The sequence below is a fragment of the Oscillospiraceae bacterium genome (assembly GCA_035380125.1).
Taxonomy (GTDB): Bacteria; Bacillota; Clostridia; order Oscillospirales; family JAKOTC01; genus DAOPZJ01.
Window position 1 is genome coordinate 1 of the sequence record DAOSWV010000017.1, and the last position, 22,557, is coordinate 22,557.

Genomic DNA, 22,557 nt, shown 5'->3' on the forward strand with positions numbered 1-22,557 from the left:
CGCAGTATGGTGACATGCCTGTTGCGGCGGCGTCCCTGGGCGTTGCTCAGAAGTCCGATGCGAAGATCACCTCGATGGGTCAATATTCTTACGCAATCGGCACAACCGGCGCAGACACCGGCAGCGGTTACTCTGTCGGCACAGTGACCAAGACCGAGACCAAGGGCACCATCACCATCACCAACTACTGGGATAACACCCGCGGCATGAACAATGCAGCATCGGGTCTGTCGAACTACAACAAGGCGATCACCGTTCTTGCAGTTCGTATCCCGGCAGGCGCGACCCTGTCCGTGAGCGGCACAGGCACAGGCGTCAAGGCGAGCGTTGTCGGTTTGGAATACGGCACATTGGGCCTGAACTCCACCGACGGTTTGGTCGACGCGTATGTCACGATCGAATACTCGACCGTGAGCAGCACAAGCTTCACCCTGACAGTCAACTATGACGATGGTCCGAACGACGGTGTCAAGGGCGTCAGCGCATTCAGCAGAAGCTGGACAGTCACAACCAACTGGGTTGTCAGAACTGATGCGAACCCCGACACGACGAATGCTGCTTCGAAAGCGTACAACGCATTCACAAGCACACTGGGCAAGACCCTGACCCCGGCCGCGGCAGTTATGCCGTCGAACCCGAATGAGGCTCAGGAAGTCAGCTCGACTCCGTCGGTTGCTCCGTCCTCCACCGTGTCTGTTGCTCCGTCCGACACAAGCACCCCGGCGATGGGCAATCCGTTCAACGCGATTGCATACCTCATCACCATCGGCGCTTCTGCCATCGGCGGCATCTCCACACTGGTTATCCGCAAAAGAAAGTAATTAAACCTTTCGGTTTAATGAATCCTTAACGGACTAAGAAAACCCCCGCTGCATTCGCAGCGGGGGTTTTTCAGTTTATCATAAGATCAAGTTGTCATCCTGAGCAGTCCGCCGTTTCACGGCGGGCTTGTCGAAGGGTCTTTAATTGATAAAAGCTAAAATATTCGCATCCGTAACCCATAATCTTTTGGAGATTCTTCGACTCCGCATTTGATGGAAACCCAAAAATGCTCCGCTCAGAATGATATCACTTGCTTTTTATATAATTATTGAATGAATAAGAAAAGAAATTATTTTAAAAAATCTGTGCGTCTGTCAATTAAATAAGGAAAACGCTTGCGGTACACATATACTTCGGTAAGATTTACAGTTTGTACAAGAAGCCCCTCTTCCTGAATGGGAAGTTGAGAAATCACCGTACCTCTCGGGTTTATTATTTTGCTGTTTCCGAAAAGATAGCTCGTGTCTGTTTTTTCAAATAAATTGACACCGCAGACAAACATCATATTTTCCGCTGCTCTGGCGGGCAAGAAAATCTCCCACAGATCTTTATTGATATAATCCCATGCCGCGGGTAAAACCAGCATTTCAGCGCCTTTAAGCGCGGCGGTGCGTGCCATCTCGGGGAAGTCAATATCATAACAAATCATCAATGCGATTTTGCCAAACGGGGTACAGGCAACGCAAACGCCGGTATCACCGTATGAAAAATAATTCTTTTCGCTGTCCCACAGATGGGTTTTACGGTACTTGCAGAATATATCACCATGCCCGTCAATCAGCACAAGAGAATTATACATCTTACCGTTATCTTTTTCGGCATAAGGCACCACGGCCCAGACAGAATTGCTTTCACAAAGCCGTTTGAACTGTTCCAGCATATACAGATTCTTTTTGGAGGTCTCTTCCGATTTGTCCGGTGTGTAAGCGTTCAGATCATATCCCTCGTAAAACAATTCGGGCAGAACAATAAAGTTTGCACCTTGCTGTACGGCTTTTTCAAATAGCTGTGTGGCGTGTGCAAGATTGTTTTGGCAATTTCCCAAGACGCATTCTACCTGTAAAAGAGCGATTTTGAGCTCCATGGATTCTTTATTCAAACGGACGGCCACCTTTCTTTTAAGGGCTTCGCAATAATAATTTTCAGCAGATGTTTTATATGGGCTTGCGATTTTCGAGATTATAATAGGTGATTTTTAACTTTTTGTCAACCGTAAACACTGTCATGATTCGCTAAAGGAAAATTCGCATTGACATGATTCTTGAAAATTGTTATAATGGCAGCATTAGGAGGGTGATTTTGGAAGGTGATTCGAGCGCGATGAAAACCAAAGAGCTGCAAGCAAAAGAACGGGCGAAAATTGCCGTGCAGATACTGGAGAACCGTTATCCTGAGGCAATTTGTTCTCTTGATTATGAAGACCCTTTCCGCCTGATGGTCAGCGTCCGGCTTTCGGCGCAGTGTACGGATGAGCGGGTAAATATGATTACGCCGGAATTATTCAAAAGATATCCCACGATCACTGATTTTACCGAAGCGGATCAGGGGGAATTGGAGAAATACATTTTTTCCTGCGGCTTTTATCATTCCAAAGCAAAGGATATTATCGGTGCGGCAAAGGCGGTCAATGAACGGTTCGGCGGGAAAATACCCGATGATATGGAACAACTGCTTTCGATACCAGGCGTGGGGAGAAAAAGCGCGAATCTGCTGTTGGGGGATATCTACGGAAAGCCCGCCGTGGTCGCCGACACACATTGTATCCGAATATCAAACCGGCTCGGACTGTGTGAGACCGTCGATCCTTATAAAGTCGAAATGGCGTTGAAGGCGATTTTACCGCCGGAAAAAAGCAATGATTTTTGTCATCGGCTGGTTTTGTTCGGACGGGAGATCTGCACTGCAAGATCGCCGAAATGCAGTGAGTGCCCGCTTTTTGAAATCTGTTTGAGCAAACCGCAATCGGAAAAATCCGATCGCATAAAGAAGGGGAGAACGAAATGAAATCATATGGGAAAAAAGCAGCGGCAATTGCAGCGGCGTTGATATTATTATTTTCAACTTTAACCGGATGTGCGGGGACCTCTATGAAGGAAGTCACGGACGCAATCGATGCAGCATTTATGGCTGATGTGGGTACAGTTGCCGTTCCGGTGGGGCGGTCAGAACTCTCGAAGGATGCATTTTTAATGGCAACCGGTTTGAGTGCGGATGATATTAAGGACTATTACGGCGTTGTCAGCTCAGATGACGGATATTGCGACCGGATCATTGCGGTACGTGCGGGGAAAAATTCAATTGAGACAGTAAAAGCCGCATTGGAGCAGATGAAAACGGATTTAACGGCCTATTATCGGTCGTATTCCGTGAACGGCTCTTATCAGCGCGCACAGCTGTCTCAAATCGTGGAACGCGGTGACTGCCTGTTTTATATCTGCCTCGGAATGATGCCGACCGACACAGATGCACCTTTGGAGTTTGGGATTGATCTGGATTTGGCCGTGAACACCATCAACAATTATTATCCGCCCGAAAACTAAGGCGAAGAGTGATGTTCGAATTTTTAACAGGGAGAGTCGAATTGATCAGCACCTATTCGCCGGAAGTTTTTGCGCGAACCACAGATTTATTGAACAGCGAACGCATCAGATATTCGTTTAAAACGACTTATACAGGAAGCAGGGGCAGAAATACGGGAACGCTTGTCTCACTCGGGAATAATCCGGAATTTGAAACGCAGTATCAGGTCTTTGTGAAAAAGCAGGATTATGAAAAAGCGGCTCATGTAATCAACAAGAAATAAAACCCGGTTTCCTTTTGGGAAGTAACTTTGACGACCTGTCTGGGCATCAAGATAAACATGTTAATATCATAATAGTGAGTAATGGATTCTATAACGGCACAAGGAAAGCGGTAAAATAATGAGAGTCGATTTATTACCAGCTGAAGGAAATTTATACAAAGCAAACCTGCATTGTCATACAAAAGAAATTGATTCCGGTTACGGATTTTCGACCCCTCAGCAAATAAAAGAGCTTTATAAAGAACACGGGTATCAAATCATTGCTTTCACAGATAATAAACTTTCGTATAAAGATTATCTGAACGATGATGAATTTATGGCGCTTCCGGGATTTGAAGTACATTGGGAAAACCGTAAAACGCTGAAAATCTATCATTTTAATTGTTATCCGAAATATTACGGCGTAAAGGAAGAATATTTTCCGCTCGATCTCGAATGTAACCTTGTAAACGCCAATAAATTGATAAAATCCTATGTCGACAACGATTATTTGGTGATGTACAATCACCCCGCCTGTTCATTCCATGGTGCTTCACATTATGAAACCAAAGAATTTTTCGGACTTCAAAACATCTTCGCGATGGAGATTTATAATCATATCGTTGAAAAAATGAACCGCACGGGCTGGTCGGATGTCTACTACGATGCGATGTTACGAAACGGGCGTAAGATATGGGCTGTCGCTACCGACGATAACCACAGCGGAAATAAAGATTTTGACGCACCTCCCGATTCGCCGTACAGCAGCTATATGGGCGGATTTATCATGATAAAAGCAAAAGAATTAAACCATTCGAATATTATCAATGCCCTTGAAAAGGGAAACTTTTATTCATGCGTCGGGAAAAACGGTATAGCTCCGCAAATACATAATATGTACATTGAAGATCATGTTTTTTATGCGGATTTTTCGCCTGTGAAATCCGTTTATTTGAAAAATCCGATTTGGCACTGCCCGCGACAGTTATCTTTTAACGATGATATCACGCATTTCGAGACGAAAATTGATGACTCGTGGACTTATGTTCGTCTTGAAATTACCGATTCCGACGGATGCAAAGCGCTTGGTAATCCGTACTATATAACATGATTAATCCGGTACTGCACTTGTTCAAAATCGCCCTGATTAAATTTAAAACCCCGTTGTCCGAAAAATCGGCAGCGGGGTTTTTAAATCATATGGGAATGTCACTTTAAACTTTACATTTTACACAAAACTGCAAAAAAACTTATTCCATGCTGTGCCAGTAGTCGGTGACGTCGTCGTTATCGTCGAGTCCGTCGGTGAGTTTGCTGAATTTGATGAGCGCTTCTTCGTCGGTGACTTTGGTGTAGGTGGTGGGGATATAGGCCGCCTCTTCGGATTCGAGCTTGTAGCCTGCTTTTTGCAGGGTGGCGCTGACGGTTTCGAGATCAGCGGTCGCGGTTGTGATGATAAAGCTTTCATCGTCGAGTGTGATGTCGTCGGCACCGGCGTCGATGCAGGCCTCGGTGAGTTTTTCTTCATCGACGTCCTCGGCATCGATCGTGATAATGCCCTTTTGATTGAACATAAAGGACACACAGCCGGTCTGGCCGAGATTTCCGCCGTTTTTATCAAAAATGTGGCGCAGGTCACCGGCTGTACGGTTGCGGTTGTCGGTCATGGTTTCGACCATGAAAGCGATACCCGCGGGACCGTAACCTTCATACATGATAATTTCGAATTCATCCTTATTATCCGCACCGGCCGCCTTTTTGATAGCGCGTTCGATGTTATCGTTTGGGACATTGTTGGCTTTTGCTTTTGCAACGAGGGTGGCAAGCTTAAAGTTGGTAGAAGGATCTGCACCGCCCTCGCGGACAGCGATGGAGATCTCACGGCCCATCTTGGTGAAGATCTTCGCCTTGGCACCGTCGGTAATTTCCTTTTTGCGTTTGATGTTATTCCACTTGGAATGACCGGACATAAAACCCCTCCGAATCTGATTATAGTATTATTTTATCATAAAATACAGAAAAGTTCAACACGTGTGTGATGGTTTGTGGAAAAAATTCGAAAACGGTTGACATTAACAAAAAGTTATTCTATAATGACCTTATGAAATTATTTCGGGGGTTCTGATTTATGGCTTCATTGAAAAAGCGCCAGGGGTTGGCGCGTATGATCATTCGTCGGGTGGTTTGTTCCGTCTGTGCCGCCGTTATGCTGTTTTCAGCTGTGATGGCATGCACAAAATTGGATCAAAAAGCCGATATTTTGGATGATCTCTATTCTCGAACGATGCGGCAGGAGGAACCGTACATCAACCAAGTTGCCCACTATAGACGCAACGCTCGTTTGTGGTATGCTTCTTCCGACTTGGGAACCTTTATCAGTCAAGTGAATTTTGATTTGGTTGATCAAATCGATTCTAAATATAATGAAATCAGCATTTTCACCGAACAATATCACTTGATCATCAATAATCTCCCCAAAGATACCGATAATTATTTTTTGAGAAAAGTTTTTTCAACATTTGATAGCCAGTATTTGTTCGATATGTGGTTGGCAGGTTTCCAAAAAGCAAGTGTTACTCCCTATCTTGAACAGATTCGCGCAATAGAAGGACAGATGTTCGGTTGGTACGGTATCTTTACTGCAGCATTGTTCGTCCTTTTACTGGTATATGCTTTTACGGTAGAAAAGGGTATGTTCAACCGGTTTATGCCGAAAGGTGAAAAGTCCTCAACGGGCGCTCCGTTGTACTTATTGAGTATCTTAAATTATCTGACCTTCGGAATTGTGGGTTTGATCTATTTCTTTATTGAAAAGAAGAGCCGTTATGTTAAGCAAGCGGCAGTTCAGACAATGTTGCTGGCTTTGATCACAGTGGTTATCGTTTTTGCGTTGTCGATTATGTACAGGATTTTCTCCTACATGTTCCCGCCCGTGCAGAATATCACACAGACGATTCGTCTGTCCATCATGTTTACATTTATCGGTACTTATGTGTTTGGTTTATTGATGACCCTTGCAGGGCGTGTGTTCCAGATTCCGATTCTCGGTAAGTTGTCTGTCAGAAGCTCTTATTGCGACTGATTCGTTTTGTTGAAACCAATAGTGCGGGAATTTGACGATTCCCGCATTATTTTTTAGAGATAAGAAGGTTTAATAAAGTTTTTCTCCCGGTCCGAAAGGATGACTTAATATGGTTACACTTATGTGCGGAAAAATTGCATCGGGAAAGACCACCGAAGCGCAAAAGATTGCTGAAAATGGTACGGTATTACTGTCGTGTGACGAATTGATGCTCACGATTTTCACCGAATGCTTGGGTGCGAAACATGCCGAGACTGAGCGTCGGTGTCTGCGGTACCTGTTTAAAACAGCCCGGCAGCTCGATGAAAAAGGTATAGACAGTGTGATTGACGCGGGATTTTGGACAAAGGCGGAACGCGCCGAAGCGGAAACGTTTTTTGAAGACCATTGCATTCGATATGTTTGGAAAAAGGTTGAGACGCCGGATGAGGTGCGGGCTGAACGCATTAAAGCGCGGTATGAACAAGCGAAAAACAGGGAATCCAAAGAACGGGTGTTTGCTCCGTCTCCCGAGCGAGCCGCACAACTGGATCAAAAATTTGAAGAATAAAAGGTGGGTTTTATATGCAGCATTTTCAACGCATCCCGTTTCAAAAAGTGGACATTGAGGGCGGATTTTGGGGACAAAAACAGCAATTGAATCGCGATGTGACCATTCGCGCGGTGCGCGATCAATTTGAGGACACCGGGCGTTTTGCCGCCTTTGATTTCGACTGGACGGAAGGAAAGCCGAATAAGCCGCATTATTTTTGGGATTCGGATATCGCGAAGTGGATTGAAAGCGCGGCTTACATCATTGATAAAAACCCCGATCCTGAACTCGAAGCAAAAATCGAGGAAGTGATCGATAAAATCGAAGCGCACCGCCAACCGGACGGTTATTTTAACATCTATTTTACGGTGGTGGATCCGGAAAACAAACTGAAAGTCCGCGGGTGGCATGAACTCTACTGCGCCGGGCATCTGTTCGAAGCGGCCGTGGCTTATTACGAGGCGACCGGCAAAGACCGCTTTTTGAATCTGATGCGCGACTATGCCGATTTTATTTATGATACATTTGCAGTGAAAAGAGCGGCTGCGTTTTTAACGCCGGGACATGAGGAAATCGAACTGGCGTTGATCAAGCTCTGGAAGGCCACCGGCGAGCAAAAATATCTCGACCTTTCAGCCTTTTTTATTGATAACCACGGTACACCGGAAGATGAACTGGACGGTTGGGCGATGTACTGTCAGTGCCACCTGCCGGTGCGCGAGCAGAAAACAGCTGAGGGCCACAGCGTTCGGGCGTGCTATCTGTACAGCGGAATGGCCGACAATGCCTGGGCACGTAATGATAAAGCACTGTTTGAGGCCTGTGAAATGCTTTTCAAAAATATCACCGAGCGACGGATGTATATCACGGGCGGCATCGGGAGCAGCAACAACGGTGAGGCCTTTACAATCGACTGGGATTTACCGAATAAAACCGCTTACGCCGAGACCTGTGCGGCGATTTCACTGGCGATGTTTGCGAATCGGATGTTGAATTTGGAAGCTGACAGCCGTTATGCCGATACGGTGGAACGGGTGATGTATAACGGATTTTTAGCGGGTCTCTCACTTGACGGAGAGAAATTTTTCTATACGAATCCGCTGAAAATCACTCTTTGGGACCGTGGCAGGCATACTTCGATGCCCAAAGACCCGGATTATTTACCGATCACCGAACGTGTCAGGGTGTTCAAATGCTCCTGCTGCCCTCCGAATGTCACGCGTTTTATCGCCGCGCTGGGCGAATATTTCTATACCGTTTCGGAAAACACCTTGTTTGTGCATCAATATGCCGGTTCGACAGCTGAATTCGAACTCGGAGGCCGCCCGGTGACGGTCACGCAAAGCACGAAATATCCGGCCGACGGCAAAATCGAGATTCGCGTCACGGGCGCAAAAGGCAAAAAGCTGGCAGTACGGCTTCCGGGCTGGTGTGCGAATCCCGTTATCGGTGAAACGAATACAATCATAAACGGTTATGCATATATTGAAGTTACAACCGATGATTTTACGGTTGAACTCGATTTCCCGATGATTCCGGTTGCATATGAGGCGAACACGCACATCACAGAGGATTCCGGACGCATTGCGATTATGCGCGGACCGGTGGTCTTCTGCGCCGAAGCGGTTGATAACGGCGATTATCTGGATAATGTACGGGTCAAGCTGCCGCTCGAAACCGAAGTCGGCTTTGATGAAGCGCTGGGTGTACAGACATTGACCGTTTCCGGTTTGCGTGAATATGACAATAGCCCGATGCTTTATCGGCCCTTTAGTGGAAACACCCAACCGTCAAAACTGAAATTGATCCCGTATTATGCGTTTGCCAACCGCGGGCCCAGTGAAATGGCGGTCTGGCTGCGCCGTTAAATGTTTGGTTATATCAAGCCGTTTACCCCCCGGCTTTTGGTCTGTGAATACGAGAATTATAAGGCGGTCTATTGCGGGGTGTGCCGCGAGCTTCAAAATTATGCGCCGATGCTTCGGCTGTCGCTGTCCTATGATTTTGTCTTCGCGGCGCTGTTTCGCATGTGCGCGACCGGTGAGACAGAAGTGACCAAACCGTTCCGTTGCGCCGTGAATCCGACCAAAAAAAGACCACTCTGTCAAAACGAAGCCACAAAGTTCAGCGCGGCGGTCGCGGTGGTAATGAGTTATTATAAACTCTGCGATGATGTTGCCGACGGAAAGCGGCTGCGGGTTTTGTTGAAACCGTTTTTCAAAAGGCCGCTGAAGCGGGCCGAGCGCGATCACCCGGGACTTCGTGCCATCGTATCGGAGGGGTTTGACAATCAACTGCGCGTTGAAAAAGACCCGGACGCCGGCATCGATTTAGCCGCTGACCCAACCGCGACCGCATTGGGGAAGATTCTCGAGAGCTGTGAGCCGAACCCGGAGCGGAAACGGCCGGTATATGAATTCGGGTATATGCTCGGGCGGTGGGTCTATCTGATCGACGCGGCGGACGACTTGAAAAAAGACCAAAAAAGCGGCGGATTCAATCCGTTCAAAACCTGTCCGGAACGGATGATTGAGGTTTTAAATCTGTGCCTGACCGAGGTCTCGGTACGATATGATAAACTCCCTTCACAATATCATCACCCTATTATCGATAATATAGTTGAGCTGGGAACACTCAAGGTTCAAAACGACGTCATGCGTCCCGGATCTGAAAAACCGAAGAAACAAAACGACAGACGCAGTTTTCATATGGGAAACTGAAGTTCTCCGAATATCCGATTCTGTACGAAAGGAACGGTTTAAAAATGGACCCTTATGAAGTGCTCGGTGTAGCGCCGAATGCCACCGAAGAGCAGATCAAAGCCGCTTATCGCGAGTTGGCGCGCAAATATCATCCCGATAACTACAACGGCAACCCGATGTCGGATCTGGCTAAAGAGAAGATGCAACAGATTAACGATGCTTATGATCGCGTTATGTCCGCCAGAAGGGGTACGACGGGCTCGGGTGAGGGCAGTGCGCAGTTCGCTGAGGCTCGCGCTTTTATTGCGCGCGGGGATTACGCCGGCGCCGACAGTGCTTTGGAACGGTTTCCGAGCTCGGCCCGTAACGCCGAGTGGTATTATCTTAAAGGCGTCGTATTCGAACGGCGCGGTTGGATGGAACAAGCTGCTGCGAATTATGAGCGGGCGGCCAATATGGATCCCAATAATAATGAATATGCCTCTGCGACAAACCGGGTTAAGTGGCAGCGTTCCGGGAATTACGGTTCTCCGAATCAACAGCAAAACGGGCCTTATCGCCAGACCGGCACCGGCGGCTGCGGAACGGGTGGCTGCGGTTCCTGCGATATGTGCGCGGGTCTGTGCTGCGCCGATACCTGCTGTGAGTGCATGGGCGGCGACTTGTGTACCTGCTGTTAAGGAAACCCATTTGATGGTTGAATTGCGGGGGAGCCGATGAGAATCAAAACAAAGGCTGTGGCGTTCGGCGGCGTGATTACGGCACTGGCATTGGCGCTGATGCTGCTTGCAGGCGTATTGCCGACGGCCTCGTATTCGCTAGCGGCGCTGGCGGGTATGCTGCTGGTACCGCTCGTGATTGAATTCGGCTTCAAGACCTCGGTGAGCGCGTTTGTGGCGGTGGGACTGTTGTCCATTCTCCTGTTGGCTGATAAAGAGGCGGGAATCCTGTTTTGCTGTATTCTCGGCTGGTATCCGATCGCCAAAGCGCCGATTGAGAAAATTAAGTCGAATATACTGTGCTGGATCGTCAAAGTGGCGGTCTTTAACCTTGCGGTAGTGGGGTTTTATTTCATCAGTACCCGGTTGTTTTTCGTGACCGGGTTCGAGAATACGGTGTTGGGCCAATACGGCATCCCGGCATTGTGGGGGTTGGGTAACATCGCTTTTGTAGTTTATGATATCGCATTGTCTAAATTGATTGTTTTATATATGAGACGGCTGCATGACCGGCTGAAAAAACTGATTGGGTGAGGTGTTTGGTTCATGAGCGTTATTACAATTAAAAAGGCGGAAATGACTTCTCGGCAGCGGGTGTTGACCGCGTTTTCACACGAGATTCCGGACAGGGTTCCGATTGATTACGACTGCAATCCCGGCATCAACCGCAAGATTGCGGCGGCGCTCGGGGTCGATCCCGCTGATCGATACGCGGTCAAAAGCGGCCTCGGCTGCGACTTTTTCGGTATTCGTCCCAAATACATCGGCAAGCCGCTGTTTGCACCGTCGGAGAAGCCGGGTGTTACGGTCAATTCGATCACCGGTATTCACACCCGCTGGGTCCAGCATGAGTCGGGCGGCTATCAGGACTACTGCGATTTCCCGCTGGCCGGTGCTGACGAGGAAGTGATCGCCAACTGGCCGATGCCGAATCCCGATGATTATGATTATGAGGGCTGCCGGGATTTTCTGCGCGCTAACACCGACAAGGCGATTTATTACGGCGACCCGGGCGTCGGCGACATCATCAATTCCACCGGTATGCTGATGGGCATGGAAGACGTGCTGGTGAATCTGATTACCGACGATGAGGCAACCCTGACCTATATCAAACGCAAAACCGATCACCAACTGGCGGTTATGGAGCGGATGTTTGAAAAATTCCACGACGACATCACGTTTTTCTGGATGGGTGAAGACCTGGGGACACAGAAAGGTCCGATTATCGGCCATGATTTATATTTGCGCAATATCCGGCCGATTCATGCGAAATTCACCAAACTGGCACAGCACTACGGCAAAATGTCGATGATCCACTCCTGTGGGTCGTCGAGTTGGGCGTTTAACGATTTTATCGAAATCGGCATCAATATCGTGGACACTCTTCAGCCCGAAGCGGCGAACATGGAACCGGCTTATTTAAAAAAGACCTACGGCGATAAACTGGCCTTTCACGGTTGTATCTCAACCGCAGGGCCGCTGGCCTACGGTACGGTGGAAGACGTCGTTCAAAACTGTAAAGAGACGTTGGACATCATGATGCCGGGCGGCGGATACGCCTTTGCTCCGACCCATGCGATTCAGGATAACAGCCCGTTGGAGAACGTGTTGGCTGCTTATAATACGGCGCATGAATACGGAATCTATCACAAATAAAGGGGACTGACTGAAATGACGGCAAGAGAACGGCTTCAATGTATTTTCAACGGTAAAAAACCCGATGACAGACTGCCTGTGATTGAGTGGGCCGGATGGTGGGATAAGACCGTCGAGAACTGGGAGAGTCAGGGGATGCCGAAAGACCTCGGCAGGATCGGGATGTACGATTATTTCGGCATGGATCGGAATCATCAGATTTGGCTGCAGCACAGCACGTCCGATCTGCCCAAACCGGCTTATCACGGCGCACCACGTATCACCAATATTCAAGAGTACCGCGAGGCCCGTAAAAACGGCTGGATTCTGCCGGATGCCATCGAGCCGATCAAAGAGCAGCTCGAACAATTGGCTGAATGTCAAAAGGACGGACAGATCACCTGGTTCACATTTGACGGCTTTTTTTGGTGGCCGCGCGTGCTGCTCGGGATTGAACCGCACCTGTATTCCTTTTATGATGAACCCGAGATGTACCATGAGATCTGCGAGGATCTGCTCGACTGGCATCTGCGCATGCTTGAAAAAATAACGGCGATCTTTGAACCCGATTTTATGACTTTTGCCGAGGATATGTCCTACAACAACGGCCCGATGCTGTCGGAGGACATTTTTAACGAATTTATGAAACCCTACTATCAGCGGATCATTCCCGAACTGAAAAAGCACCACATCAAAGCCATTGTCGATTCGGACGGAGATATCTCCAAGATGGTGCCGTGGCTGATCGGTTCCGGGATAGAGGGCATTTTGCCGCTGGAACGCCAAGCCGGTGTGGACATTGTCGAACTCACCAAAAAGTTCCCCGATTTTGTTTGGATCGGCGGATTTGATAAGATGACGATGTTCAATGTCAAAGAAGACCCCAATTATAACCCTGAAAAGAGCATGAGAGCCGAATTCGAGCGCCTGCTTCCGGCGATGAAATACGGACGGTACGTCGCGGCAGTAGACCATCAGACGCCGCCTAGCGTTAAAATGACTGACTATCGGATCTATGTTCAACTCGCCAAGGAATATGCCGAAAAAGCTGTGAAATAACGCTCAAAATACGTGAGGATACATAAAAAGCGGCAAAAAAATTTAACAAATACCTTTTCTTTGGCGCGACAGTGTGATATAATGTAACCGCTTTGGTTTGAAAAAATGTGTAATTATTGGCCAGGGCGGTTTATCTGTCTCTTACTAAGCTATAAAAAGGAGGGTTACGATGGACGTGAAATCCGAGAATAGCTCGCTCAGAACTGCAGCAGCGGCTGTGACCGCCGATAATTCCGATCCGGTATACATCTCAATGCTCGGGCGTTTCGAGATTCGTGCCGGAAACGGCGTTGTTTCCGATGCGACCAACCGTTCGATGAAGATGTGGAATTTTCTGGCGTATATCATCACAAACCGAGGCAAACGCATTTCTCACGAGGAATTTTTTGATCTTCTGTGGGGAAGTGATGATAATGAGAGTGAAAATCTGATCAGCGCCCTGAAAACCCTGCTTTATCGCGTAAGAGCGTTTTTGTCCCCGATCGATCCCGCAGGAGAACTGATCATTGCGCAGCGGGGCAGTTATTGTTGGAATCCCGAGTCAAAATGTGTGGTGGACGTCGAACAGTTTGAACGGCTTTGTAAACGGGCCGCAATCAAAGGACTGTCCGATGAAGAGGCCATTGATTATTACGCAAAGGCGCTGCGTCTTTACCGGGGCGACTTTTTGCAGAAATTATCGGGTGAACTCTGGGTCATTACCCTCCAGACCCATTATCACACCATGTATTTGAACGCCGTCTACAGCATCTCCGAACTGCTGCAGACCAACGGCCGGTACGCCGAGATGGAAGAATACTGTACCAAGGCACTGCAGACCGACGCGATGGATGAAAAACTTTACTGCCTGCTGATTACGGCATTGCTTCGTCAGGGAAAAGAGCAGGCGGCAATGGATAAATACAAGACCATTACCGATCTTTTATACCGCAATCTCGGCGTAAAGCCCTCCGAGGAACTGCACGGGTTGTACGAGGAGATCATGAAGATTCAAAAGGATTATGAAACGGATCTTTCGGCGATCTTCGACGACCTGCGTGAATCCGAAAAAGCGGCGGGGGCATTTTATTGCGAATACGGCTTCTTCCGCGAAGCCTACCGGCTTGAAGCCCGACGTGCGGCTCGATTGGGACTGTCGATTTATGTGGCGCTGATGACCGTCTCGGCACAGAGCGGGAAAATGCCGCCGATGAAATCCGTCGTCTCGGTGATGGACAAGCTACAGCAGAGTATTTTGACTTCACTGCGGAAAGGCGACGTCGTATCCAAATACAGCCCCCAACAGTTCGTCATCATGCTGCCGGCGCTGACATTTGAGGACGGAGAGATGGTTATGCGGCGAATTATCTCCGCTTTTTATAAGAATAACCGAAAAAATTGGATGACGATCAGTTATAAATTACAGCAGATTGAGTTGGCCGAATAGGCCTTCTCTTTTATGGGAAAAATGATGGAACAAAAGAGGATAATAGCGTTTTTTACTGCTTTAATACTGACGATGTTTTCGGCGGGCTGCTCAGGCATGCCCCAATCGGAGACATCGTCCGCTTTTTCAAGCGTTGCCTCTGTCGCTTCCATCACAATGTCACAATCCGAGGTGCAAAGTTCATCTCTGCTCTCTTCGGCCCCGGAGATCTCTTCGGAACCGGTTTCATCGGCCATTTCAGCTGAATCATCTCTCGAGAGCTCTTCGGAACCGATTGCATCATCCGAACCGGTATCGGTTGTTTCAACAATTTCTTCGGAACCGGAAAGCACAGCGGAATCGGTTTCGTCCCAGCCGGTTTCGTCACAGGCGGTTTCATCGGAACCGAGCGGTCCGGTACAGCGGGTTTATTCATCAAACGTACCCGATATAAGGGATATCGTATACGGTGCTGACGTTCTGGCGGGTGAAGGGGCAAGCGTGGACTGCAGCAACCTGTCCGAGGGGTTTATCATCGTCAAATACGGCGGCAGCGGTACGGGCGGACGTTTGAAAACCCAGGTGATCAAGAGCGGCGGTGCTACATACAACTTCGATATTGCCCCCAATAAAAATGAAATTTTACCTTTGACACAGGGCAGCGGAAATTATACAATCAATGTGGTAGAGGGGATCGGCGGAACAAATTACGCGGTGATGTTTTCCTGTACAATCAATGTCACTTTGAGGGACGATTTGCTGCCGTTTTTATATTCCAACCAATTTGTCGATTTTGCCTCGGCACCCGATACCCGCGCGAAGGCCGAAGAACTTGCAAAAGGCCTGTCCACCGACGTCGAAGTGACTTCGGCAATATTCGACTATGTCACACGGACGCTGACTTATGATTATGAGCTGGCCGCAACGGTTAAAAGCGGTTACATTCCGGTGTTGGATAACGTTTTAGCCGCAAAGACAGGGATTTGTTTTGACTATGCGTCCTTGATGTCCGGCATGCTGCGCTACAACCGCATTCCCTGTAAATTAATTATCGGTTATGCGGGCGACGTTTATCACGCTTGGATCGATGTGTGGCTGGACGGTGAGGGCTGGATCGGCGGGTTGATTTATTACGACGGAAACGGCTGGGAGATGATGGACCCCACTTTCGTATCGGCCTATCTCGATAATCCTAAATTGAATTCGCTTTACAGCAAAGGCGTCAATTATACACAAAAATATCAGTATTAGGGGAGTGGCGTGTATGGAAACAAAAATCAAAAAACTCACGGACGAAGAACTGGGGGCGTTCAGCCGCGAGCTGGCGATGATCATGCAGGCCGGAATTTTGCCTTCGGATGCAATTGCGGCAATGAAAACAGATTGCACGGACAATCGGGAGATGGAAATCCTCGAGAAGCTGTATACCAAATTGGAAGCCGGGAGTCCGCTTTGGGAAGCTGCGGAAGGTGCCGGCGTTTTTCCGGCGTACATGCTGAGCATGCTGAAACTGGGAGAGACCTCGGGGAAACTTCAACAGGTATGCACGCGTTTGGCTGAGCATTATGAGCGGCTTGCCGAGATTTCGTCGAGTGTCCGCCGTGCGGTGACCTATCCGCTGATTCTGCTGCTGTTGATGGTCATCGTCGTTATGGTGCTGACGGTCAGCGTACTTCCGGTTTTCGCCGGAGTTTACAACGATTTAGGTATCGAGGTTTCAGCTACGACAATGGCACTGCTCCATTTCGGAGAAGCGTCTAAATGGGTGGCATTCGGCATTGCTATTTTGACAGCATTTGTGGGATTTGCCATGCTGATTATGACAGCGCAGGAAAAAGGCAGGGAACGGGTGCGGGAGATCGGTTCGGCGATTTTCGGGGGCAAAAAACTCGCACGCGAAATGGCACTCTCCGATTTTTGCTCTGCGGCAGCGATGCTTTTAGCCGGCGGTGCGACCTACAGTGAAGCGATTAAAGGCGGAATGAGCGTTACTAAGGAAAAAAAGGTACTGGCGGATGCCGATAAATGCTTGGGATTGCTGGAAGAAGGGAAATCTTTCGGCGCGGCTGTCGGCGGCAGCGGTCTGATGACCGGTTTATCGGCGGGACTGCTCTCGGCGGGTGTAAAAGCGGGTGCAGCGGAAGAAGCGATGGCAGAAGCGGCACGCAGATACAAGGAAGCAGCCGATGAGCGCATCTCAATCGCGGTCGGTAGGGTCGAACCCGCAATTGTCATCGTGTTGTGCGTGATGGTGGGTTTGGTGCTGCTTTCGGTGATGCTGCCTCTGACCGCGATTATGAATTCGATCGGGTGACGGTATGTTTATTAAAGAAAAAGATCATTCGCTTCGCAATACGCTGATCAAGCTGATCTTTTTTGCCCTTATCGTGCTGGCGGTGGTGACAGGTGTCAAAGCCTATGACCGTTCGAGCGTCGAACGCGGCAGAAAGATTGTCAATGACAGTGTCATTCGGGCAGCCGTTCAATGTTATGCCTTGGAAGGCAGATATCCGGCGGATGTCGAATATTTGCGCAGTCATTACGGGCTGTCGGCCAACGAAGAAAAGTACACGATTCATTATCAATTCATCGGAGACAATATTATGCCCGATGTAACCGTGACCTTGAGGACGCAGCCATGATGAACAGCAAATTCAAAAAAGGAACGGGAACGCTCTCCGGCGTTGCAATTTTGATCCCATTGTTGATTTTTGCGCTGCTGGCAATGCTGCTGACGACCATGGGGATTTCGGTATATCGTGCCGTGATTGATAATTCCGAACAAAATTACAGCAGACGTATGGCGGTCTCTTATATATCCAATCGCGTGCGGAGAGCGGATCGGGCCGGTGAGGTTACTGTCGGTACATACGGCGATGGCGATGCGTTGCTTTTAGGCAGTGAATACGGCGGCGTGGATTATGTGACGAAAATCTATTATTACGACGGTTCCATTTGTGAATTGTTTTGCAAAGCAGATGCAGAAATTGATGTGAATGCCGGTACGGCGCTGATATCGGCAAAGGGTTTTTCGGTCAGTACGGGAGACGGTTTTGTAACCGTAACCGTCACGGATGAATACGGGAGTGTCAACAGCGCGGTGATCGCCCTGAAGGGGGTGTCGGAATGAGTGATACCGGGAGAAAAAGTTCTTTAATTATGATCGAACTGATGTCGGCAATGCTGATCTTTTCGATCTGCTGTGCGATTTGCGTGGGCTTGTATGTGGAAGCGGATCGTGAGAGCAAAAACAGCGCCCGCTTGACACAAGCGGTATTTTTGGCGCAAAACGCCGCCGAACTTTTGAATGGAGACTACGAGAAAAATTTAACTTCGGTTTTGAACATGAAGGCCACCGATAATGTTTATACGGCGCAGTATGATGAAAACTGGCAGCCGACATCCGAAACGGGGCATTATGTTCTGATCATTACGGTGGATGCGCAAAAAGGAATTGCCGACATTCTCGTAACCGAAATCGGAACCGAGGTTTATCGCATAAGTGCCGGGATCATCAATTTGAACGGCGGGAATGTTTGAAAACAACATCTTTCAAACATGGGATTTGGTCCTTTTCGTAAAAACATAAATTTAAATCTGCAACAGGGGCCCAATATTCCGATTTGATGAAAGGATGGTTATAAATTTGAAGAAACACGAAAGCGCTTACGGGTTAGGGATTATTTCAATCTTCCTGATTTTTGCGGTATTGTTTCTGACGGTTTTTGCTACGCTGGCGGTCAGCTCTGCGCGAGCCGATTATCGCCTGAGTGTTAAAAACGCCGACTATGTGAAGAAGTATTATATGGCGACTGCAGAATGTGCGGAATTCGTACAGCAGGCCGAAGCGGCTTATTCCGATGAAGTGCCGACTGCGGTTTCTTCAGGCAATATCGAAGGAGATCGGATTAAATATGATATGACTTTCAACATCGATGAAAACAGCGGTTTACATGCAGTATTTTATATTGCAGGCAGCGGCTGTGAGTTTACAACGTTTGAAATCACGACCTATGTGATCGGGAGTGAATCCACGGGTGAGCAGACCGTAAATGTCTGGCAGCCTTAAAAATGAAAGGACGACAATAACATGATGATGGAACTCAATGAAATTTTGCGGACAGCAGTTGACAGGAAGGCCTCGGATATTCTGCTTATCACCGGGCTTCCCGTATCACTGAAAATCGACGAATCGATTATGCGCTTGAATGACACGCGGCTTTCTCCGGAAAACACGGAGGGCTTGATTCGTCAGATCTACGGTATGGCCAACCGTCCGATCAATAAAGTGCTGACCGAACAAGGGGACGATGATTTCTCGTTTTCGGTCACGCAGCTTTCACGGTTTCGCGTCAATGCCTTTAAACAGCGCGGTTCGTATTCTGCGGTGATCAGGGTGTTGAGCTTTGAGCTGCCCAATCGGCTCACACTGGGCATTCCAGACGCCGTGATCGGACTTTCCGACCGCAAAAAGGGGTTAGTGCTTGTGACCGGTCCGGCGGGAAGCGGTAAATCGACAACGTTGGCCTGTATGGTGGATCATATCAACAAGACCCGCAGCGCACATATTATCACCATCGAGGATCCGATTGAGTATTTACATAAACACAATAAGAGCGTTGTGACACAGCGGGAATTGAATGTGGATACGATCAGTTACGATGAAGCACTTCGTGCGGCGATGCGTCAGGCACCCAATGTAATTTTGTTGGGGGAAATGCGTGATTACGAAACCATGCGGGCGGCATTGACGGCGGCCGAAACCGGGCATCTGGTTATCTCGACGCTTCACACAACAGGTACAGCCAGTACCATCGACCGTATTGTGGACGCATTCCCGCCCTCTCAGCAAGCGCAGGTCCGGATACAGCTCGCAATGATTTTACAGGGCGTGGTTTCGCAGCAATTGATTCCGAAAATCGGCGGCGGAGTCGCTCCGGCATTTGAGATTATGATTGTAAATAATGCAATTCGCAATATGATCCGCGAAGGGAAGACGCATCAGATTGACAGTGTGATTTATTCCGGACGCAGCGAGGGGATGATCACAATGGATGCCTCAATCTGCGAACTGACCGAGAAGGGTAAAATCACTGTGCAAAATGCCGAAATCTTTTGTATTAATCCTGAACAAGTCATGCGCAAATTACAAAAACAGTGAGAAATTTTACATTCAAATAGTTAAAATGTAACCGAGATGAAACCGATATGTAGTATAATAAAAACGAAAAAGGGCGAGATATATGTTTCACTCGATTTCGAAATTATGATATGCTTGGAGATAAACATGTACAACTATCATAACACGGGTATTACTGTGTGTATTGACAAGTCAATAAACGGAATTTTGAGCGGCCGGCTTGTCTGTCCGATACTTCCGCATGCCCGACATTTTACGGATGTCGGCAATATGCTTCTCCAAATTGAACAAATTCTCGATACCATTGGATACCCCTGCGCATTTCAACGCTTGCGCAGTTTTAATAACCAACTGCCTAAATACAGTAAACCCAATTTCGCCGAAAAAGTGATCCCCATTTTGCCGGAACAGAAAAAAGGCGAGCTGATGACTGTGGTGGTGCGGGTGATCTCGCGGCAGAACGCATCCTGGCAGGGCATCGCCGAGACAGAGGGCGGAAAGAGATTAAAGTTCGAAAGCGCATTGTCGTTTTTGAAGCTGCTGGTGGCCGAATATGAGCGGATGAGCGCCGAAACACAAACAACAGAGCAGCTTGAAAAAACACAACCCATGATGGCATAAATATCACAATATTAAAAATCCCCGAAAGGGGATTTTTAATTTGCAGGTTTTAAATTAATTTCTCACATGCCTAATAAACGAATTGTTTCTCGTAGTTCCAATCATGTCTCCAAAGGGTATAGTAAAATTCCTCCGGGACGTCTTCATCAGTGTCTGCATAAGGCGGGATGACGATGTAATACTGCCAACCGCCGATGTATCCGGGTAAATTTGTTTTATCCGCTTCGGTGATTTTAAAATCGTCCATATTGATATCCATTATAGCATATGACATATTTTGATCATAAATATAGTCAACAAAGAAATGTTCGTCTCTGACAGCCGAACTGCCAACCGAGAACTCAAAACCGAGTTTATTATTCAGAAATACGGTGGTTTTGTTTACAATATCATATAAATAAACATGTGTATACGCACCGGCGCTGTATAAAATGTAATCGCCTGAAACGGTAAATGCTTTTAGATTTCTCATTTCCATGACCCGGTTCAATTTCTGCGTTTCGAAATCAAAAAAGTAGACAGTACTGTAATTGTTATTATTGATTTCAGGATAATTAATTATATATATCCCTGTTTTATGGATTGAAAATAGACCGATATCGGTCATCAGCAGCTCATCTTCGCCGTTTGGATTCACTTTATATAGATCTCGTTTAAAACTGGGGTAAAGGACATCATCAATTTCTTTCAAATTGATGTAGTAATCATCCCCCAATCCTTTGAAAGGATAAAAGTGATCCTCCCTTTCGCTTGAATATGGGGTTACCGATTGATCGGTTAAATCAATCAGTAGATATTCGTAATAAAAGGGGCCAAGTGCTTCATATCCCCAAGATTGGTCAGCAAAACGTGCACAAATTATATTTTCATCAAATTGGATCAAACCGCCAAAGTAAAAATCGGTATCCGGATATTCATAAAGCACTTGAAAATCAGACCAATCTTCTTTAAAACTGATGAGCTTGTTTTTCGATCCTGAAAAGATCCGATCGCCGATTTTGATGGCCTCAACATAGGAGATTTCATCGCCGTTATCTGCGGGGATTTCGTTAATCAATGTGACATAATAGTCTTCATAATAGGTCTTGCTTGCTGCAGAACCAAAGCTGCTCTTCGGGGAGGCCGGCTCGCTTGCAGTGAAAACAATGACACTGCTTTCTGCGGATATGTTTTCGCTTGGGAATGAAGTTGGGCTGTCTTCGGATAATATCGGTTTTTTTGTGCTGCAGGAGCACAGAGCTAAGGCTAATAAAACAAACAATGACAGCGCTTTTCGCATAATTTTCCTCCGAAAACCGATCTGTTTTCAATTTGTATTTAAAGAAGAGAATATTTAATGAATGTTTTCTCGTTTCAATGAAATTAAATACACTCGGGTATCCTCTACCCCGAGTATTGCGGTTATCGTATAATCGGTAGCGCCGATAAATTCCTCTCCGTGTATATAATCAGCGGTGAATTGATATTTTCCGGGTTCGATTTCTTTCAAATCACATACCGGATCCGCGCGGCCACCACCAAAGCCCTCCATCAATCTGTAAATGCCTTGTTTTTCCTCTGACCAGCCGTCGATTTTTGTGCAATCGATCTTGTAATTAAAAAAGTAATATGCATATTTTTCAATAGTCTCTTGCTTATAAAAGAAAACACCATTTTTATCTGTAGTTTCTTCGATTTCTTGATTTTCCGGAAATTCATCAAATATCAGTAAACCTGTAAGATAATAAAAAATATTATTATCTCCTAACTCCTGAGGGGATGAAAATTCAATATTCGAAAATATCAAATCAAAATCGTATACGAACGCCTCAATTACATCCATTAAATCCGAATCACTTTTAACAAGATATATCTCCGGATATTTGATGTTTTTAATCAAATTCTCGTAATAAGCATCGTCTTTGACAACAGTATTTTCGGACGCGGGCAAACTGCTGCTGATTTTACTTTGTTGGCTTGTATTTGGGATTTGAGTTGAACATCCTGCGATCATCATAATTACAATAAAAATTATGATGATGTTTATCCTCTTTTTCATCTTTCTATCTCCTTATTCAT

General features: G+C 47.2%; 27 protein-coding genes. 22 read left to right on the plus strand and 5 right to left on the minus strand.

Features of this window, described 5'->3' with window-relative positions:
* Positions 1–821 (plus strand): hypothetical protein (locus tag PK629_08080; GenBank protein HOP11434.1); only part of this gene is annotated, 821 nt, incomplete at its 5' end.
* Between the two features lie 290 nt (positions 822–1,111).
* On the opposite strand, the gene PK629_08085 is transcribed toward PK629_08080, so the two are convergent.
* The gene (locus PK629_08085) at positions 1,112–1,921 is read right to left on the minus strand and encodes a carbon-nitrogen hydrolase family protein (protein HOP11435.1); all 810 of its coding nucleotides are present in this window, start codon (positions 1,919–1,921) and stop codon (positions 1,112–1,114) included.
* Positions 1,922–2,142: 221 nt separating this feature from the next.
* On the opposite strand from PK629_08085, the gene nth reads away from it, so the two are divergent.
* The 4 genes from nth (at position 2,143) to PK629_08105 (ending at position 4,715) form a co-directional block, all read left to right on the plus strand.
* Positions 2,143–2,826, plus strand: a complete 684-nt coding sequence (nth, locus tag PK629_08090; GenBank protein ID HOP11436.1) for an endonuclease III — start codon at positions 2,143–2,145, stop codon at positions 2,824–2,826.
* Positions 2,823–3,362: a DUF4358 domain-containing protein gene (locus tag PK629_08095; protein ID HOP11437.1), complete on the plus strand. Its 540-nt coding sequence runs from the start codon at positions 2,823–2,825 to the stop codon at positions 3,360–3,362. The genes nth and PK629_08095 overlap by 4 nt, the downstream gene beginning before the upstream one ends.
* 11 nt (positions 3,363–3,373) lie before the next feature.
* Positions 3,374–3,625 carry a hypothetical protein gene (locus PK629_08100; protein ID HOP11438.1) on the plus strand — a complete coding sequence of 84 codons (252 nt, stop codon included), beginning with the start codon at positions 3,374–3,376 and terminating at the stop codon, positions 3,623–3,625.
* A gap of 118 nt (positions 3,626–3,743) precedes the next feature.
* Positions 3,744–4,715: a hypothetical protein gene (locus PK629_08105; protein HOP11439.1), complete on the plus strand. Its 972-nt coding sequence runs from the start codon at positions 3,744–3,746 to the stop codon at positions 4,713–4,715.
* 139 nt (positions 4,716–4,854) lie between these two features.
* Here the strand turns inward: PK629_08105 and PK629_08110 are convergent, their stop codons facing one another.
* Positions 4,855–5,574 carry a YebC/PmpR family DNA-binding transcriptional regulator gene (locus PK629_08110; GenBank protein ID HOP11440.1) on the minus strand — a complete coding sequence of 240 codons (720 nt, stop codon included), beginning with the start codon at positions 5,572–5,574 and terminating at the stop codon, positions 4,855–4,857.
* A 158-nt stretch (positions 5,575–5,732) separates the two neighbouring features.
* Here PK629_08110 and PK629_08115 point away from each other — a divergent pair, with 158 nt between their 5' ends.
* From PK629_08115 to PK629_08155, 9 genes are all read left to right on the plus strand, one after another.
* On the plus strand, positions 5,733–6,686 hold the full coding sequence (locus PK629_08115; protein ID HOP11441.1) for a hypothetical protein: 954 nt from the start codon (positions 5,733–5,735) through the stop codon (positions 6,684–6,686).
* A 109-nt stretch (positions 6,687–6,795) separates the two neighbouring features.
* A complete protein-coding gene (locus PK629_08120) occupies positions 6,796–7,236 on the plus strand; it encodes an ATP-binding protein (GenBank protein HOP11442.1) in 441 nt (146 codons plus the stop codon).
* A 14-nt stretch (positions 7,237–7,250) separates the two neighbouring features.
* Positions 7,251–9,086 carry a glycoside hydrolase family 127 protein gene (locus tag PK629_08125; GenBank protein ID HOP11443.1) on the plus strand — a complete coding sequence of 612 codons (1,836 nt, stop codon included), beginning with the start codon at positions 7,251–7,253 and terminating at the stop codon, positions 9,084–9,086.
* Complete coding sequence (locus PK629_08130) at positions 9,087–9,938, plus strand: DUF5685 family protein (protein HOP11444.1); 852 nt, start codon at positions 9,087–9,089, stop codon at positions 9,936–9,938. It begins immediately after the preceding gene.
* A gap of 44 nt (positions 9,939–9,982) precedes the next feature.
* Positions 9,983–10,600 (plus strand): DnaJ domain-containing protein, encoded by a 618-nt coding sequence (locus PK629_08135; protein ID HOP11445.1) that lies wholly within the window; start codon positions 9,983–9,985, stop codon positions 10,598–10,600.
* 36 nt (positions 10,601–10,636) lie between these two features.
* Complete coding sequence (locus tag PK629_08140) at positions 10,637–11,173, plus strand: hypothetical protein (protein HOP11446.1); 537 nt, start codon at positions 10,637–10,639, stop codon at positions 11,171–11,173.
* A 12-nt stretch (positions 11,174–11,185) separates the two neighbouring features.
* A complete protein-coding gene (locus tag PK629_08145) occupies positions 11,186–12,295 on the plus strand; it encodes a uroporphyrinogen decarboxylase family protein (protein HOP11447.1) in 1,110 nt (369 codons plus the stop codon).
* 15 nt (positions 12,296–12,310) lie between these two features.
* Positions 12,311–13,333: a uroporphyrinogen decarboxylase family protein gene (locus PK629_08150; protein HOP11448.1), complete on the plus strand. Its 1,023-nt coding sequence runs from the start codon at positions 12,311–12,313 to the stop codon at positions 13,331–13,333.
* A 169-nt stretch (positions 13,334–13,502) separates the two neighbouring features.
* Positions 13,503–14,759 carry a BTAD domain-containing putative transcriptional regulator gene (locus PK629_08155; protein HOP11449.1) on the plus strand — a complete coding sequence of 419 codons (1,257 nt, stop codon included), beginning with the start codon at positions 13,503–13,505 and terminating at the stop codon, positions 14,757–14,759.
* On the opposite strand, the gene PK629_08160 is transcribed toward PK629_08155, so the two are convergent.
* Positions 14,726–15,091: a hypothetical protein gene (locus PK629_08160; protein HOP11450.1), complete on the minus strand. Its 366-nt coding sequence runs from the start codon at positions 15,089–15,091 to the stop codon at positions 14,726–14,728. The two genes, PK629_08155 and PK629_08160, sit on opposite strands and share 34 nt — an antisense overlap.
* 148 nt (positions 15,092–15,239) lie before the next feature.
* On the opposite strand from PK629_08160, the gene PK629_08165 reads away from it, so the two are divergent.
* The 8 genes from PK629_08165 to PK629_08200 all read left to right on the plus strand — a co-directional run bounded on the left by PK629_08165 (position 15,240) and on the right by PK629_08200 (position 20,499).
* The gene (locus tag PK629_08165; GenBank protein HOP11451.1) at positions 15,240–15,989 is read left to right on the plus strand and encodes a transglutaminase-like domain-containing protein; all 750 of its coding nucleotides are present in this window, start codon (positions 15,240–15,242) and stop codon (positions 15,987–15,989) included.
* A 13-nt stretch (positions 15,990–16,002) separates the two neighbouring features.
* On the plus strand, positions 16,003–17,052 hold the full coding sequence (locus tag PK629_08170; GenBank protein HOP11452.1) for a type II secretion system F family protein: 1,050 nt from the start codon (positions 16,003–16,005) through the stop codon (positions 17,050–17,052).
* A 4-nt stretch (positions 17,053–17,056) separates the two neighbouring features.
* The gene (locus tag PK629_08175; GenBank protein HOP11453.1) at positions 17,057–17,380 is read left to right on the plus strand and encodes a hypothetical protein; all 324 of its coding nucleotides are present in this window, start codon (positions 17,057–17,059) and stop codon (positions 17,378–17,380) included.
* The gene (locus tag PK629_08180; protein ID HOP11454.1) at positions 17,377–17,868 is read left to right on the plus strand and encodes a DUF4860 domain-containing protein; all 492 of its coding nucleotides are present in this window, start codon (positions 17,377–17,379) and stop codon (positions 17,866–17,868) included. Before PK629_08175 ends, PK629_08180 begins: the two co-directional genes overlap by 4 nt.
* On the plus strand, positions 17,865–18,278 hold the full coding sequence (locus tag PK629_08185) for a hypothetical protein (protein ID HOP11455.1): 414 nt from the start codon (positions 17,865–17,867) through the stop codon (positions 18,276–18,278). The genes PK629_08180 and PK629_08185 overlap by 4 nt, the downstream gene beginning before the upstream one ends.
* 106 nt (positions 18,279–18,384) lie before the next feature.
* A complete protein-coding gene (locus PK629_08190; GenBank protein HOP11456.1) occupies positions 18,385–18,807 on the plus strand; it encodes a hypothetical protein in 423 nt (140 codons plus the stop codon).
* 27 nt (positions 18,808–18,834) lie between these two features.
* Entirely contained in the window at positions 18,835–19,899 is a 1,065-nt protein-coding gene (locus PK629_08195) for a PilT/PilU family type 4a pilus ATPase (protein HOP11457.1), read from the plus strand.
* 249 nt (positions 19,900–20,148) lie between these two features.
* Positions 20,149–20,499: a hypothetical protein gene (locus PK629_08200; GenBank protein ID HOP11458.1), complete on the plus strand. Its 351-nt coding sequence runs from the start codon at positions 20,149–20,151 to the stop codon at positions 20,497–20,499.
* Positions 20,500–20,569: 70 nt separating this feature from the next.
* Here the strand turns inward: PK629_08200 and PK629_08205 are convergent, their stop codons facing one another.
* Positions 20,570–21,778, minus strand: coding sequence for a hypothetical protein (locus PK629_08205; GenBank protein ID HOP11459.1), 1,209 nt, complete (start codon positions 21,776–21,778; stop codon positions 20,570–20,572).
* Positions 21,779–21,832: 54 nt separating this feature from the next.
* The gene (locus tag PK629_08210; GenBank protein HOP11460.1) at positions 21,833–22,537 is read right to left on the minus strand and encodes a hypothetical protein; all 705 of its coding nucleotides are present in this window, start codon (positions 22,535–22,537) and stop codon (positions 21,833–21,835) included.
* Positions 22,538–22,557 lie beyond the last annotated feature (20 nt).

Coding starts and splice junctions, on each gene's coding strand:
- PK629_08200 (HOP11458.1), top strand. CDS start 20,149: ATGCTTCTCCAAATTGAACAAATTCTCGATACCATTGGATACCCCTGC.
- PK629_08210 (HOP11460.1), bottom strand. CDS start 22,537: ATGAAAAAGAGGATAAACATCATCATAATTTTTATTGTAATTATGATG.
- PK629_08205 (HOP11459.1), bottom strand. CDS start 21,778: ATGCGAAAAGCGCTGTCATTGTTTGTTTTATTAGCCTTAGCTCTGTGC.
- PK629_08195 (HOP11457.1), top strand. CDS start 18,835: ATGGAACTCAATGAAATTTTGCGGACAGCAGTTGACAGGAAGGCCTCG.
- PK629_08175 (HOP11453.1), top strand. CDS start 17,057: ATGTTTATTAAAGAAAAAGATCATTCGCTTCGCAATACGCTGATCAAG.
- PK629_08115 (HOP11441.1), top strand. CDS start 5,733: ATGGCTTCATTGAAAAAGCGCCAGGGGTTGGCGCGTATGATCATTCGT.
- PK629_08150 (HOP11448.1), top strand. CDS start 12,311: ATGACGGCAAGAGAACGGCTTCAATGTATTTTCAACGGTAAAAAACCC.
- PK629_08095 (HOP11437.1), top strand. CDS start 2,823: ATGAAATCATATGGGAAAAAAGCAGCGGCAATTGCAGCGGCGTTGATA.
- PK629_08140 (HOP11446.1), top strand. CDS start 10,637: ATGAGAATCAAAACAAAGGCTGTGGCGTTCGGCGGCGTGATTACGGCA.
- PK629_08110 (HOP11440.1), bottom strand. CDS start 5,574: ATGTCCGGTCATTCCAAGTGGAATAACATCAAACGCAAAAAGGAAATT.
- PK629_08120 (HOP11442.1), top strand. CDS start 6,796: ATGGTTACACTTATGTGCGGAAAAATTGCATCGGGAAAGACCACCGAA.
- PK629_08125 (HOP11443.1), top strand. CDS start 7,251: ATGCAGCATTTTCAACGCATCCCGTTTCAAAAAGTGGACATTGAGGGC.
- nth (HOP11436.1), top strand. CDS start 2,143: ATGAAAACCAAAGAGCTGCAAGCAAAAGAACGGGCGAAAATTGCCGTG.
- PK629_08130 (HOP11444.1), top strand. CDS start 9,087: ATGTTTGGTTATATCAAGCCGTTTACCCCCCGGCTTTTGGTCTGTGAA.
- PK629_08105 (HOP11439.1), top strand. CDS start 3,744: ATGAGAGTCGATTTATTACCAGCTGAAGGAAATTTATACAAAGCAAAC.
- PK629_08180 (HOP11454.1), top strand. CDS start 17,377: ATGATGAACAGCAAATTCAAAAAAGGAACGGGAACGCTCTCCGGCGTT.
- PK629_08135 (HOP11445.1), top strand. CDS start 9,983: ATGGACCCTTATGAAGTGCTCGGTGTAGCGCCGAATGCCACCGAAGAG.
- PK629_08155 (HOP11449.1), top strand. CDS start 13,503: ATGGACGTGAAATCCGAGAATAGCTCGCTCAGAACTGCAGCAGCGGCT.
- PK629_08100 (HOP11438.1), top strand. CDS start 3,374: ATGTTCGAATTTTTAACAGGGAGAGTCGAATTGATCAGCACCTATTCG.
- PK629_08185 (HOP11455.1), top strand. CDS start 17,865: ATGAGTGATACCGGGAGAAAAAGTTCTTTAATTATGATCGAACTGATG.
- PK629_08145 (HOP11447.1), top strand. CDS start 11,186: ATGAGCGTTATTACAATTAAAAAGGCGGAAATGACTTCTCGGCAGCGG.
- PK629_08170 (HOP11452.1), top strand. CDS start 16,003: ATGGAAACAAAAATCAAAAAACTCACGGACGAAGAACTGGGGGCGTTC.